Annotated in this window: 9 protein-coding genes; 7 read left to right on the forward strand and 2 right to left on the reverse strand. The window is 73.9% G+C overall.

The window, feature by feature from the left end:
- Positions 1–12: 12 nt before the first annotated feature.
- A complete protein-coding gene (locus VNG13_12890; protein HVA61414.1) occupies positions 13–1,137 on the reverse strand; it encodes a glycosyltransferase family 4 protein in 1,125 nt (374 codons plus the stop codon).
- 84 nt (positions 1,138–1,221) lie between these two features.
- Here VNG13_12890 and VNG13_12895 point away from each other — a divergent pair, with 84 nt between their 5' ends.
- Positions 1,222–2,271, forward strand: coding sequence for a glycosyltransferase (locus tag VNG13_12895; protein HVA61415.1), 1,050 nt, complete (start codon positions 1,222–1,224; stop codon positions 2,269–2,271).
- Positions 2,272–2,281: 10 nt separating this feature from the next.
- Here VNG13_12895 and VNG13_12900 read toward each other — a convergent pair whose 3' ends face one another.
- Entirely contained in the window at positions 2,282–3,721 is a 1,440-nt protein-coding gene (locus tag VNG13_12900; protein HVA61416.1) for a phosphotransferase, read from the reverse strand.
- Between the two features lie 42 nt (positions 3,722–3,763).
- On the opposite strand from VNG13_12900, the gene VNG13_12905 reads away from it, so the two are divergent.
- The 6 genes from VNG13_12905 (at position 3,764) to leuS (ending at position 14,196) form a co-directional block, all read left to right on the forward strand.
- Positions 3,764–5,371 carry a lipopolysaccharide biosynthesis protein gene (locus VNG13_12905; protein HVA61417.1) on the forward strand — a complete coding sequence of 536 codons (1,608 nt, stop codon included), beginning with the start codon at positions 3,764–3,766 and terminating at the stop codon, positions 5,369–5,371.
- Positions 5,368–7,203 (forward strand): glycosyltransferase, encoded by a 1,836-nt coding sequence (locus VNG13_12910; GenBank protein HVA61418.1) that lies wholly within the window; start codon positions 5,368–5,370, stop codon positions 7,201–7,203. Before VNG13_12905 ends, VNG13_12910 begins: the two co-directional genes overlap by 4 nt.
- Positions 7,200–9,176 (forward strand): hypothetical protein, encoded by a 1,977-nt coding sequence (locus VNG13_12915; protein ID HVA61419.1) that lies wholly within the window; start codon positions 7,200–7,202, stop codon positions 9,174–9,176. The genes VNG13_12910 and VNG13_12915 overlap by 4 nt, the downstream gene beginning before the upstream one ends.
- Complete coding sequence (locus tag VNG13_12920; GenBank protein HVA61420.1) at positions 9,173–10,504, forward strand: hypothetical protein; 1,332 nt, start codon at positions 9,173–9,175, stop codon at positions 10,502–10,504. Before VNG13_12915 ends, VNG13_12920 begins: the two co-directional genes overlap by 4 nt.
- Before the next feature lie 62 nt (positions 10,505–10,566).
- Positions 10,567–11,451 (forward strand): class I SAM-dependent methyltransferase, encoded by an 885-nt coding sequence (locus VNG13_12925; protein ID HVA61421.1) that lies wholly within the window; start codon positions 10,567–10,569, stop codon positions 11,449–11,451.
- 192 nt (positions 11,452–11,643) lie between these two features.
- Positions 11,644–14,196, forward strand: a complete 2,553-nt coding sequence (leuS, locus tag VNG13_12930; protein ID HVA61422.1) for a leucine--tRNA ligase — start codon at positions 11,644–11,646, stop codon at positions 14,194–14,196.
- Positions 14,197–14,235: the final 39 nt, after the last annotated feature.

Below are 14,235 nucleotides of genomic sequence, written 5' to 3' on the forward strand. Positions count from 1 at the left end.
GGCGCAGGAGGCTCACTGGCGCACCATCCGCTCCAGGAGCGCCACCAGCGGCGCCGCGGCCGCCGCCGGTCCGTGCCGGGCCTCGATGTAGGCGCGGCCGGCCGTGCCCCGCCGGGCGCGCTCGTCGCCGTCGGTCAGCAACCGGGCCACCGCGGACGCCAGCTCACCGGAGCTGGTAGCCACGACCAGGCCAGGATTGGGCGCCAGGCCCTCCGCCCCGGGCGGCGTGCACACCACCGGAACGGCGCTGGCCAGGGCCTCCAGCACCTTGACCTTGGTCCCGCTCCCACGCCCCGGCGGGAAGACGAGCACGGACACCGACCGCAGGAACCCGGCCGCCGACTCCACCGGCCCGGTTACGGTGACCCCCGGTCCGGCCAGCTCGGCGGCGAGCCGGTCGGTCCCCCGACCGGCGACGTGCAGCCGAGCGTCCGGCAGCAGCGCGCGGACCAGCGGCCAGACCTCCCGGCAAAGCCGCAGCATCGCCTGCCGGGTCGGCGCCCACGAGGCGGTCCCGATGATCCCGGCGACCGGCGCCACCGGCCCCGCGGCCAGCGGGTAGTCGGCCGGGTCGATCGCGAGCGGGACGACCGCCGTCCCGCCGCCGGGGCGCCCCGGACGCAAACCGGCCAGCACCTCCGCGGAGTTCGCCACCAGCCAACGGCTGTCCCCGATCGCCCGGCGCTCGGCCCGGGCGAACTCCAGCCGGTGCCGGAACGCGGGCCGCCAAGGCGCGCCGAGCGGGGCATCGCGGCGCGCCCGGTAGTGCAGGTGCAGCGCGGTCGGCCGGTCGGCGACCTCCCGGGATAGGCAGGCCGTCTCGATCTGGTCGAGGTAGACGGCGTCGGAGCGCCCGGCGGCCTCCCGCACCCGGTCGGCGAACGCACCGCGGGCCAGATCCGCGACCGGGTGGCGCAGCCGGTCCCAGCGGCCGGCCGTCGTGCCCGGCACCGCGACGATCTCGACGTCGAGGTCGTCGGGCGGGTCGCCGGGGGCCGCGAACTCCTGGCGCGGGGCGAGCGTTTCGACGTCCACCCCGCAGGCGCGCAGCCCGCGCAGCAGCGCGACCATGCAGCGGCCGGCCGCCCCGCCCTCGACGAGCGGGGGTTGGGCGGTCACCACCAGCAGCCTGGTCACCGGCCGCTCCCCTCGCTCGGCGCGAACTGTAACCGCCCGCGTCGGCTCGGCTCACTACCCTGGGCGGACGGGACGGAGGGCACAGTGGCTGAGGCTCCGCAGCTGTCCGCTGTGGTGGCGACCCTCGGGCTGGCCGATGTCGAGCGGACCGTGGCCGGGCTGCTCGCGGCAGCCGGCGCCGGCGGGATCTCGATCGAGGTCATCGTCGTCTGGCAGGCGGATTCGCCGCCGCCGTCGCTGGGCCCAGCCCGCGTGCTCGACGTGTACCCGGCGGGACTGTCGTATGCGCGCAACCGGGGACTGGCCCTGGCTTCCGCCCCGCTCGTCGGGTTCGTCGACGACGACGAGGTGGTCGATCCCGGCTGGGCCGCCGGGCTGGTCGACGGGTTCTCGACCAACCCGGATGCGGCGGCGGTGTTCGGTGCCGTCGCCGCGCTCGACGAGGAGGGCTTGCCGTACTGCGTCGTCGAAGGAACCGAGCTGCGGGTGTTCCGGCGCCCGACGACACCGCCGTGGGTGGTCGGCACCGGTGGCAACATGGCCTTCCGGCGTGACCGGCTACAGGAGATCTCGGGGTTCACTGTGGAGCTCGGGGCGGGGGCGCCCGGCCGGTCGGCGGAGGAGTCCGACGTGATCGTCCGGCTGCTGCGCGCCGGCCATCCGCTGGTGTGGACGCCGGACGCCGTCGTCTACCACCCGTCGAAGACGCCGGCCGAGCATCTGGCCAGCCGCGAGCCCTACGCCTACGGCACCGGCGCGCTGGCCCGACGCCATCGCGACCTGGGGCTGGCCGCCCGGTACGGGGTGGCGATCGCCCAGAGCTGGCGCACGGGGGTGCTCTCCCGGGATCGCCAGCGGCGGCGGGAGGCGGTGCGGACGGCGGCGGGTTTCACCCGGGGCCTGGCCTCCGCCGGACGCCCGCGAAGTCCCGAGCCACGGCTGGGCCGGATGCCCGCCGGCATGGCGGCGGAGCTGGCCGGGATGTCGCTGCGGCCCGGACCGGCGGTCTGGGCCAGCCAGCCCCGGTTCCGCTACCGGGCGGCCGACCTGGATCTGGCGGTCCTGCCCGGCGCCCCGGACGGCACCGCCGGCCTGGTCCACCGGGACGCCCGCTGGATCCTCGAGCGGCGCTGAGCCCGCCCGCTCAGGCCCACCGGGTCCAGCCCGACCCGAAGTCCGGATCGCTCCGCCACAGCTCGAGCGCCGTCTCGACCGGGAGCGTTCCGAGGCGGGACGCGGCCCCCGCCCCGGCCCCCGCCCCGGCCTCGGCCCGCACCTGGCTGGTCACCGCGGCGTGCCGCGCCCAGCACAGCAGCGCGAGACCGCCGACGTCGGCCTCGCTGAGCGCAAGCGCCTTCGCCATCCGGCGGATCCAGCCGAACAGCAGCCCGGAGGAGGCCGCGGAGCCGTCGAATAGGGCCCGTAGCGACGGCGCGGTCCAGTCCGCACCGTCGAGCAGCGGGAGCGCGTGCAGGGCGAAGTGCAGGAGATCCCACAGTGGCTGGCCGTGCTCGGTCGCCCACTCCCAGTCGACCAGCATGAACGCGTCCCCGTCGACGAGGATGTTGCCGCCGGCGAGGTCCCCGTGCTGGAACACCGTCGGCACCCGGTCGAGCACGCCGAACGCCTCGGCTGGCAGGACCGCAGCGAGCTGCCGGCGGAGCCGGCCCCGCTCGTCACCCGCCCGGTTCGCCGGCCCGGAGGTTTCGCTGGCCACGTCGACGAGCCACTCGGCCAGCGCCTCGAGCAGCCCTACCTTGCGGGCCCGCGGGGCCGGGCCGCGCAGGATCAGCTCGAGGTTCGCGCCGGGCACCGCCGACTGGACGCAGACGTGATGGGGCCCGACGTCGGTGCACCCGAGGGCCCGCGGTGCGCGTTCGGCGACTGCCGCACCCGCCGTCGCGGCCGCGGCCAGCCCCCGCTCCTCGCGGCCGAAACTCGGCAGCCGACCAGGCAGTCGGGCGAACTTCGCCACGGCGGTAGGCCGGCCGGCGCCGGGGGCGAAGAGGAAGAACGAGCTGCGCTTGCTGGCCGCGCCACCCTCGGCCGTGTAGAACCAGCCCCCGCCGGGCGGCACGCCAGCCGCCGACGCTGCGGCCACCACTACCGCCGGTGGGCCGGCCGCGCGGCCGGCCAGCCGCAGGGTCGGCAGCCGGGGGGGCGCGAAGCCGGCGCCGACGCTGAGTGCGGCTGTGGCCTGCCGGACCCGACCGGCCCGGTTGCGTGCCACCGTCCACGTTCCGACCGCATATCGGGCAGCCGCCCGATGACCGGTCGGCGCGAGCACGCGGGGGGAGTGCAGGTCGGGCACCGCGACCACCCGGCGCCGACCGGCCCCGCTGTCCAGCAGGACGACCTGCGCGGCGCCGAGCGCCAACGCGGCGTCGGCGTCGCGGTTCAGGGCGAAGACCGTGTCCTCCGGTCGAGCCCGCTCCGGGGCGACCGGCTCGACCCCGGCGGCCAGCAGCGCGTCGCGCCAACCGGCGAGCGCGCCGACCAGCACGGCCGTGCTCGGCAGCCGGGGGAGCAGGAACCTCGAGTCGAAGCGGCGGATGTGGCTCGCGCCGCCACCCTCGCTGAGCATTCTGCGAGGATAGGTGCGAGCAGACCGACCTTGAGGGGGTTCGTGAGCCAGGCCCCGCCCGAGGAGTCACCGGGGAGCGAGTTCCTCGCTCGGACGACCGGGAGCAACGCGGTCGGGGGCCTGCTGTGGACTCTGCTGTCGAACCTGACCGCCCCGCTGCTGCTGCTCACCACGTCGGTCGTGGCGGCCCGGTTCCTAGGTCCGACCGGCATGGGGCAGCAGAGCTTCATCGCCTTCGCGTCGCTCTCGCTGGGGTTGGCGTTGTCCTCGGGAATGTCCAGCGCCCTGTACCGCTATGTCGGGACCTCCATCGGGATGGGTCGGGGTGCCGCCCTGCGCGGTGCGCTGCGCCGGGTGTGGGTTTTGCAGTCGGTCGCGGCCGTCGCCGACTTCGCCGGGCTGGCGGCGATCGGCCTGACCCACACCAACTCGACGATCCGGCTGGCCTGGATCCTTTCGGCTGCCACCAGCGGGCTCACCGTCCTGCAGACCGTCCCGTCGGCCATCCTCATCGGCGCCCAGCGCTGGCGGCAGGCCGGTGTTATCGGCCTGCTCACCGGCGTGGTCGCCACCGCGGCCACGGCGGCGGTCCTGGCCGCCGGGTGGGGGATCCCCGGCATGTTCGGGGTCGAACTGATCGCGGTCGCGGTCAACGTGGGGTGGGTGCTGGCCCGGTCCCGAGCCACCGTGCGCGAGCTGATCCCCACCGTCGGCGACCCGGAGGAGCTCACCGGCGAGATCCTCCGCTTCGCCGGGCTGGCCACCGCCCAGACCCTGCTGGCCTACGTGGTCTGGCAGCGTTCGGAGTTCTTCTTCCTCAGCCGCTACACGGTCGCCGCGCAGATCGCGGTGTTCTCCATCGCCTACGCCTCGGCCACCGCCGTCCAGCGCGTGCTCGAAGGCATTACCGCGGTGCTGCACCCGGTGCTCGCGGCCATGCTCGGCGCCGGCCAGCACGAGCGGATCCGGGTGGCCGTCGGCCGGGCCGCCCGGCTGGTTCTGTTGGCCACGCCACCCATCATCGGCGGCCTGCTCGCGGTGGGTCCGGAGGCCCTGCGCCTGATCTACGGCGACGCTTACCGCCAGACCGGCCCGGTGCTCGTCATCCTGGCCGCGGTCATCCCCCTGGTCATCGTCGCCCGGGTCGGCGCGTCGATCCTCAACGTGCTGCGCCGGCTCTGGGTGCTGATGGGCTGTCTAGCGGTGGCGACCGTCGTGGACATCGCGCTCTGCCTCGCCCTCATTCCCCGCCACGCGGCGCTCGGCGCGGCGGTGGCGAACACCGCCGCCCAGGCGGTGGCGGCGGTCCTCGAGATCATCGCGGCCGTGCGCATCGTCGGGCCGGTGGAGTGGCGGTTCCCCGCGATCACCCGCGGCCTGCTCGCTACCGGGGTGAGCGCGGCAGCGGCGGTCGTTGCGGTGCGGGTGGTCGGCGGCGTCGCCGGTGTCGCCGCCGGGGTGGTCGCCGGCACAGCCGCCTACGCGGTGGCTGCGGTTCTCGTGCGGCCATTCCCCTCGACCGACCTCGACTGGCTGGAAGCGGCCGCCGGCGACCGGCTCGGCGGCCTGGTTCGCCGGGTCTGCCATCTCGCCCGCTGGGCCGCCCGGCCGGCTCCGCCGCCCGTCATCGCCGTGCCGCCGGAGGCATGACCATGCGCATCGTCCTGCTCACCTCAGAACTGCCCGAGTCGCCGTCCCGCGGCGGCATCGGCACCAACACCGCGGCGCTGTCCCGGGCGCTCGCCGATCGTGGCCACGACACGCTCGTCCTCGTCCTCGACTCGTCCAGCAGTGAGGTCCGCGAGGGCCGGCTGACCACCCGGCGCCTCCGGTATCGCTGGCTGCCCGACCGCCGGGCCGAACTGCTGGTGAACCGGGCCCGGCTGGCCGCCGCCAGCCGGCGGTTCCACCCGGACGTGGTCCACGCCGCCGAGTGGGGCGCCCTCGCCTGGGCGGTATCGCGCGGACTGTCGATCCCGGTGGTGACCCGGCTCGCCACGCCGACCTATCTGGTCGAAGAGCTCAACGGCCGCCCCGAAGACCCGAACAGCGCTTTGCTGCGCCGGTTGGAACGGGACCAGGCCCGGCACAGCCGCCGGGTGTACGCCCCGAGCCGGGCCATCGCCGAGCGAGTGGGCCGGGACTGGGGCCTTCCCGAGTCGCGGCTGGGCATCGTGGTGAACTCGCTCGACGTGGCAGCGGTCCGCCGGGCGGCCGGCGGACCGGTCCCGATGGCGCTCCCGGCGCGGTTCGTCGTCTTCGTCGGTCGGCTCGAACATCGCAAGGGGATCGCCGTCCTCGGCCCGGCGCTGGCCGACGTGCTGGCCCGTAACCCGGAGCTGCACGCTGTCGTCATCGGCCGCGAAGTCCCCGGGGATCCCAGTGTCTCGCAGTTCCGGGCGGCGGTGGCCCCGGTCGCCGAGCGGGTGCACCTGCTCGGCGAACTGCCGCCCGACACGGCACTGGCCGTTGCGGCCCGCGCGGAGATCGCGGTCGTCCCCTCGCTGTGGGAGAGCTTCGGCTACGTCTGCGTGGAGGCCATGGCGCTCGGGCTGCCGGTGGTCGTGTCCCGCGCCGGCGGCCTCGTGGAGATCGTCGAGGAGGACGAATCCGGCCTGGTTGTGCCGCCGGGCGACGTCGCCGCCCTGGCCGGTGCGCTGCACCGGCTGGCCAACGATCCGCCGACCGGGCGCCGCCTCGCCGCGGCCGGCCGGCGGCGGGCCGCGGACTTCGACATCGGCCGGGTCGTCGAGCAGCTCGAAGCGGAGCTCGCCGCGGCCGCCGGCGCAAGTTCCGCGGCCGCCGGTTCGCGTCGGTTCGGCCCGGAGGTCTTCCATCAGGGCTACGCCCGCTGGTTCCAGCCCGATGACGCCGCGAACCCGTTCCAACGCAGCTATGCGCGCAAGCGGGTCCGGGTCCTGGCCGAGTTCGCCCAGTCCGCCGACCTTCGGATCCTCGACGCGGGCGGCGGCCCCGGCCGGATCGCCGAGCCGCTCGGTCGCCGACACCGGGTAACGATGTGCGACCTGTCCGCGGAGATGCTCGCGCTGGCCCGCGCCCGGTGCGGCCCCGGGGTAGCCGTGGTCCGGGCCGACGCGCGTTCCCTTCCTTTCGCCGACGGCGCCTTCGACGCCCTCGTCGCCATCGACCTGCTCTGCCATGTTGGCCAGCTCGAGCCGGCCCTGCGGGAGCTGGCCCGGGTGCTCCGGCCCGGCGGCCGGCTGATCTTCGACACCACCAACGGCCGCCCCTGGTGGGTGCTGGCCCACCCGGCCTATGTCAACTGGCGACCGCGCCGTCTGGTCCGAACCATGGCCGCTCGTGGCGTGCTTCCGGAATGGCCCGAGGTCCGCCACCACCTGCCCGCCGAGGTGCGCACCGCCGCCGCGGCGGCCCGCCTGGACCTGCGGCCGGTCGCCGGCATCGGCCGGCTCGGGCTGGTCAAATGGCACGTGTGGCAGGCCGTGCGGGCGCCCGGGTGAGGCCTTCGCTGCTGCTCTACCTGACGGCCAACGATGACGTGCAGCGGGTGGCGGTCGGGCCGGCGCTCGCCGCGCTCGCAGTCGCGGCCGGTTGGCGTTTCGAGTGTTACTACGACCGGCTCGCGCTGGGCCGGCACTTCGGGGGCGGGGAGACCTCGGGGCTCCGGCCGGGTTTCGCCGGCGGGACGCCGCTGGCCGGTGGGCGCCACACCGACCAGCTGTGCCGGTTGGCCGGCCAGTACCCGACGGTCGTCGTCGGCGACGGCCGCAGCGCCATGTGGGGGCCGCTCGCGGACGCCGGATCGGAGCCTCTGGTCGATTCCGACGACCCGGCCACCATCTACGAGGCGGTCTGTCGCCGGCTCGATCGTCGACCACCGGACACCGTCTACGTCGTGGACGCCGAGCCGCGGTTGGTGACCGGACTGCAGACGGCTCCCTATCTGGCACCGGAGTTCCTGTCCGGCCCGCCGGCCCTCGGGATCGAACTGTCGGCCGACGCCGATGCGCTGGGCCGGCTGACCGACATCGGCGTGCACCGTTTCGTCGGCCTGTGGCCCGAGCCGGCCCGGTCCGCACGCTTCCCCGTGCGGCTGGAGCAGCCGAGCGGTGACGTGGCTCTCGACACCTACGCGTCGTTCACGTCCGACCTCGCGGGGCGTTACGCGGCTTGGGGATCGGGAGTGCTGCTGGCCGATCCGGACCTCACCGCCGCGCAGCTGTCGCGAATCGCGCACCGTCGGCTGATTCCCCTCTACGGCCGGCCGCAGCGGGCGATCCTGCAGCGGGCCGCCGCCAGCATCCGGCGGGCCGAGGAGCCGGTGCTCGGCCGCCAGTACGACGACGACGACTTCGTCGAGCTGGGTCGACTCGGCCACGGCCTGCAGGTCGTCGACCCGGGGCCACCGTTCGAGGCGTCACCCGGGCTGGCGGCGGCGCTGCCCCGTGACATTGCGTCGGCCGTCGAGCCGGCGGACGCCGAGCTGGCCGGGTGGGCGGACGAGGGTCGGATCCTCGTCACCTTGTGCTTGTGGGCCGGCATGATCCGTGAAGTCGACGCCATCCCCCGGTTGCTGGATCTGGTTCTGGACACCGGGCTGCGGGCCGGGCTGATCGTGACAACCGAGACGATCCGGGCCGGCGACGCGCTGCTTCCGCTGGCCGTCGAGGTGGACCGAGGCGGCCTGCTCGGTCGGCTCGAGCCCGTGCTGGGCAGTACCGGACACGGGGTCGCGGCGGAATGGGACCTGCCCGACGGCGTGCTCGCTGATCGGCTGGTCAGCGCCTGCCGCAGCTTCGCCGAGTTGCCGGCGCCGCTTCGCCCCCGTGGCTGGTGGCCGCTGCTCGACACCCCGCTGCGCCGGAGCGTGCCGCCGCCGGTGCGTCTGGACGGTCATCCACGGTTGCTGTTCACCCGGCGGGCCGAAGTTCACGTGGAGGGTGCCGAAGCCGCCGGGGGCGGTGGCTCCCGAGTGCACGCTCGCCGGTTGGCCGGCGAGATCGTGCGGCGGGCCGGGGCGGAGGCGCTGTTCGGCGAGCGGCGGCCCTTCGACGGCCGCCGCCCCGGGGCCTTCGAACCGCGGATCGGAGCTGCCGTGGCGGACTGCGGCCTCGAGTACATGTTCACCAAGGCCGGCTTCGGCCGGCAGCGCGTGCTCTGGCGGCGCGACGGGTTCGTGGCGCTGCCGTTCACCGCCGGCCACTGGGATGGTTGGTCGCCGTTCTACACGGTGCGCCGGGCCGGCGACATCGAGGCCGCGGAACGGCGGCTGCGGCTGCGCCGCGGGCCCGGCTGGTTGGTCAGCACAGTCGACAGCCCACTGTTCGCGCTGGCCGGAGAGGTGTGGGAACACGGTGCCCAGCTGCACCGGCTCGCGGCCCGCGTCGCCGGCGGCGACCGTCTGGTCAACGTGACCCCGTCGGTGCTCGCCCGCTACGCGCGGCTGCTCGACGACCGGAGGCTGGGCTCGTGACGAGCGTGCTGGACGAGCTGGACGCGGCGGCCCCGGGACCGGTGATCGTGTGGGGCTCGCTTCCCCCGGAAGGCCGCGACTACGACCTGGTCTGCGTCCCGCAAGACGCCGCTCCGTTCGCGGCAGCGCTTCGAACGCTCGGCTTCTCCGTGCACCGGCCGGCGACCCGTTGGATCCGAGTGAGCGACTGCGAACTCCAGGTCGTCGACCTCGTCCCGGCCGACCGCCTCGGCATTCCGGGGCCGGAGATCGCGGACCTGTTCGCGGCGGCCCTGCCGCTTCCTGGCCACACCCGGATGTTCGTGCCGGGTCCGGTGCACGAGCTGCTCCTGCAGACCCTCAAGGGAACCCCCGGGGTGCCACTGCCACGGCATCGGCGGGCCCGTTTGGAGATGGCCCTCCGCGCGGACGCCGACGGGTGGGAGCACGCGTGGTTGCGGGCCACCCGCTGGGGCATCGAGGAGGACCTCGAGCGGCTCAAGCTCGCCTGGCGCACCGGGCTGCCGCTGGCCGCCCCCGTGCCGCGCCTGCGCTCGCGGGTCCGGTCCCGGGTCAGGTCGCGGATCCGGTCACCGATGAAGCGACCGGACCGCGCAACCGGGTGGCTCGTGAGCCTGTCCGGGCTGGACGGGTCCGGGAAGTCGCTGCAGGCCAGGCTGTTGCGGGCGGCGATGGACAATCTCGGCCAGGACACCGTGATCGAGTGGGCCCGGCTAAGCCACAATGCCGGGCTCGACACGATCGCCCGGCCGGTGAAGCGGCTGCTGTCGATCCGCACGCGTCCCGGTCCGGCGACCGGGCCGGAGCCCGCCGGGGCGGCGTCCGATCCCGCCCCGCAACCAGCCCCGCGACCAGCCCCGCAACCAGCCCCGCAACCAGCCCCGCAACCAGCCCCGCGGCGGGTCGATCACCGCCTCGTCACCCAGTCGTGGGCACTCATCGTCGCGCTGGCGAACGCCTTCACCTATCGGCGGGTTGTGCGCCGGCACACCCGCCGGGGCCGCAACGTGATCTGTGACCGCTACCTGCTGGACTCCTACGTGCAGCTGCGCTTCCGCTACGGGCGGCAGCGCGAGTTCGCCCTGCAACGCCTGCTGCTGCGGATCGTGACCCCCCGACCGCAGCTGTCCTACCTGCTGGTCGTCCCGCCGGAGACCGCCAACTCGCGCAAGGCCGACCAGTTCACGTTGCCGGAGCTCGGCGAGCAGGCTCAGCTCTACGTCGAGGAGTCAGCCCGGTTGCCGGTGCGCGCCATCGACGGGTCCCGTGCCGCGGAGGAGGTGTTCGCGCAGATCGTCCGCGAGGTCCTCGACGAGCTGCCCGAGTGACCCACCCGGTCGGCGCCGTCCGGCGGCGGTCGATGCCGCACCGCGGCCGGTACGTTGCGTTCGTGCAAGCGTCCCCCAGCCGGCTGGCCCGCACCAAGGCCGCGCTGCCCTGGCCGGCGAAGGCCGTCGCGAAGATGGTCCTGGCCCGGCTGCCGGTGCCATACCGGTGGTGGAAGAAGCTGTCGCTGTTCGAGCACGGCCGGATGGACGATCCCGGCTACGTGCTTGGCGTCGTCCGCGAGCACGTAGCCGCGCTGGGCCGGCCGCTCGAGGGCGCCACCTGCCTGGAGCTCGGCCCCGGGGACTCCCTGGCGTCAGCCCTGGTGCTGGCCGCACTCGGCGCCGGCCGGATCCTGCTCGTCGACGTCGGCCCCTTCGCGACCGTGGATCTCGGCGCCTACGCGCGATTGGCCGCCGGCCTGCGCGAGCAGGGGCTGCCGGTCCCGACGGTCGAGACGGCCGGGTCGGTGCCCGCGATGCTCGACCGCCTGCACGCGACGTACCTCAGCGACGGTCTCGCCTCCCTGCGCGGGATCGCCTCCGCAAGCGTGCATCTCGTCTGGTCGCATGCGGTGCTCGAGCACGTCCGCCGCGCGCAGGTGGCCGACACCCTCGCCGAACTGCGCCGGGTCAGCGCTGCCGACGGGGTCTCCTCGCACCGCATCGACCTGCGCGATCACCTGGCCGAAAGCCTCAACAACCTACGGTTCCCCCGCGCCCTCTGGGAGTCCAGGCTCATCGCCGGGTCCGGGTTCTACACCAACCGGATGCGGCATCCGGACTGGCTCGCCGCCTTCGCCACCGCCGGCTTCGAGGTCGTTACCGACGAGCCGCAGCGGTGGCCGGTGATTCCGCTGGATCGCCGTCGCCTGGCCGGCGAGTTCCGCGGGCTCCCCGACCCCGACCTGCGTGTCCTCGACGTCCGGATCGTGGCTCGCCCCGGCTGACCGCTCGCGTCCGCTTCGCAGTCGAGTAGAGTCGGCGCATGCGAGTGCCGGTCGTCACCCTCCTTCTCGGGCCGCGCTGACCCGGTACGTCCGGCAGGTGCGGCAGCCCTCCCCGGAGGGCTTTTTTCATGCCCCGGCTAGCCCTCGGCTAGCCCCGGCTAGCGTGGCGCCGATCGACCGAGGAAGGACCCGATGACCGACACGGAGTCGACAGCCGCGGCGGAGCCGGGGTCCCGCGACGGCTACGACCCGCATGCCCTGGTCGACCGATGGCTGCCGGTGTGGGACGACCTGCGGCTCTACGAGACCGCCGGACCGGAAGACCCACGGCCCCGCCGGTACGTGCTCGACATGTTTCCCTACCCGTCCGGGGACCTGCACATGGGCCACGCGGAGGCGTTCTCGATCGGCGACGCGGTGGCCCGGTTCGCCCGGATGCGCGGCTACAACGTGCTGCACCCGATCGGGTGGGACTCCTTCGGTCTGCCCGCCGAGAATGCCGCCTTCCGGCGCGGGCTCGACCCCCGCGTGTGGACCTACGACAACATCGAGGTGCAGGCGGAATCCTTCCGCCGGCTCGGGATCTCCTTCGACTGGCGGATCAGGCTGCACACCTCCGATCCCGAGTACTACCGCTGGACCCAGTGGTTGTTTCTCCGGTTGTTCGAACGCGGTCTCGCATACCGCAAGGCGTCGCCGGTGAACTGGTGCCCGGTGGACCAGACCGTGCTGGCCAACGAGCAGGTGATCGCCGGGCACTGCGAACGTTGCGGCGCGCAGGTCACCAAGCGCACCCTTACCCAGTGGTTCTTCCGGATCACCGACTACGCCGACCGGCTGCTCGACGACATGGCCGAGTTGGAGGGCCGCTGGCCCGGTCCGGTGCTCACCATGCAGCGAAACTGGATCGGCCGCTCGACCGGGGCCTACGTCGATTTCCGGATCGAAGGTCACGCGGAACCCGTCCGGGTGTTCACCACCCGCCCGGACACGCTGTTCGGTGCGACGTTCTTCGTCGTCGCGGCCGACGCACCGCTGGCCGCGGAGCTGTGCGCCGAGGAGCAGCGGGGCGCCTTGCAGGCCTACGTCGACCAGGTCAAGTCGACCAGCGAGATCGAACGGCTGGCGACCGACCGGCCCAAGACCGGGGTCTTCCTCGGTAGGCACGCGACGAATCCGGTGAACGGGGAGCGGATCCCGGTATACGCCGCGGACTACGTGCTCGCCGACTACGGCACCGGCGCGATCATGGCGGTGCCGGCCCACGACCAGCGTGACCTGGACTTCGCTCGGGTTTTCGACCTGCCGGTCCGGACCGTGGTCGGCACCGGTGAGCCGGACCCAGCGGACACCGGCATCGCGACCCTCGGCGAAGGCCGGGCGGTCAACTCCGGCCGCTACGACGGACTGCCGACCGCCGAATGCAAGGCACGGATCGTCGCCCACCTGTCCGGGGACGGCCACGGCGAACCGGCGGTTACCTACCGGCTGCGCGACTGGTTGATCTCCCGGCAGCGCTACTGGGGCTGCCCGATCCCGATCGTGCACTGCCCGACTTGCGGACCGGTGCCGGTGCCGGAGTCCGATCTGCCGGTCCGGCTACCCGACTCGGGCTACCAGCTGCGGCCCGACGGCGGCCGGTCCCCACTGCAGACCGCGGAGGCGTGGCTCACCACCGTTTGCCCGCGTTGCTCGGAACCGGCGACCCGCGACACCGACACGATGGACACCTTCGTCGACTCGTCCTGGTACTACCTGCGCTATCCCTCCGTGAACGACACCGGACAGCCGTTCGACCCCGACCGCACCCGAAGCTGGCTCCCGGTCGACGAGTACGTCGGCGGGGTAGAGCACGCGATTTTGCACCTGCTCTACTCCCGCTTCTTGACCAAGGCCCTGCACGACATGGGTCTGCTCGAGTTCACCGAGCCGTTCCGCGCGCTGACCAACCAGGGTCAGGTGATCATGGATGGCGAGGCGATGAGCAAGACGAAGGGCAACCTGGTCGACCTCCAGGAGGAGATCGGCCGGCACGGCGCGGACGCGGTCCGTCTGACCATGCTCTTCGCCGGTCCGCCGGAGGACGACATCGACTGGGCCGATCTTTCGCCGACGGGAGCCCGGAAATGGCTGGCCCGGGTCTGGCGGCTGGCCGTCGACGTCGGCCCGGCCGGCGCCCCGGGGGGACCGGAATCGGACGCGTCCACCGCCGCGGGCGGCGACTCCGCCATTCGTACCGCCGTCCATCGGCTGACCGATGAGGCGACCGGTCTGACCGAGGGCAAGCGTTTCAACGTCGCGATCGCCCGGCTGATGGAACTCACCAGCCTGCTCCGGCGCGCCGTCGATGCGGGCGCCCTCGACCGGCCCGACGAGGCGGCGGTCGTCCGGGAGGGGGCCGGCTTCCTCAGCCGGATGCTCGCCGTGTTCGCCCCGTTCACCGCCGAGGAGACCTGGTATCTGCTCGGCAACTCGCCGTCGGTGCTCCAAGCCGGTTGGCCGGAGCCGGATCCAGCGCTTGTGGTCGAGTTGACCGTTACTTGCGTCGTGCAGGTGGCCGGGAAAGTCCGGGAGCGGCTCGAGGTCGCGGCCGACATCGACGAGGAGACCTTGCGCGCGGCCGCCCTCGGGTCGCCGGCCGTGCAGCGAGCCCTGGACGGGCGGCCGGTCCGCGCCGTCATCGTCCGCCCCCCGCGGCTGGTCAACATCGTCCCCGAATTGAGCCAGGCTCCATCCGGGGGGTGAGCCGCTCCGGCCGGCCGATTCCTCGGCGAAGCGGCTGGT

It is taken from the genome of Mycobacteriales bacterium, assembly GCA_035533475.1.
Taxonomy (GTDB): domain Bacteria; phylum Actinomycetota; class Actinomycetes; order DATLTS01; family DATLTS01; genus DATLTS01.

Excerpts from the sequence above, each read along its gene's own strand:
- leuS (HVA61422.1), top strand. The coding sequence starts at position 11,644 with ATGACCGACACGGAGTCGACAGCCGCGGCGGAGCCGGGGTCCCGCGAC.
- VNG13_12900 (HVA61416.1), bottom strand. The coding sequence starts at position 3,721 with ATGCTCAGCGAGGGTGGCGGCGCGAGCCACATCCGCCGCTTCGACTCG.
- VNG13_12910 (HVA61418.1), top strand. The coding sequence starts at position 5,368 with ATGACCATGCGCATCGTCCTGCTCACCTCAGAACTGCCCGAGTCGCCG.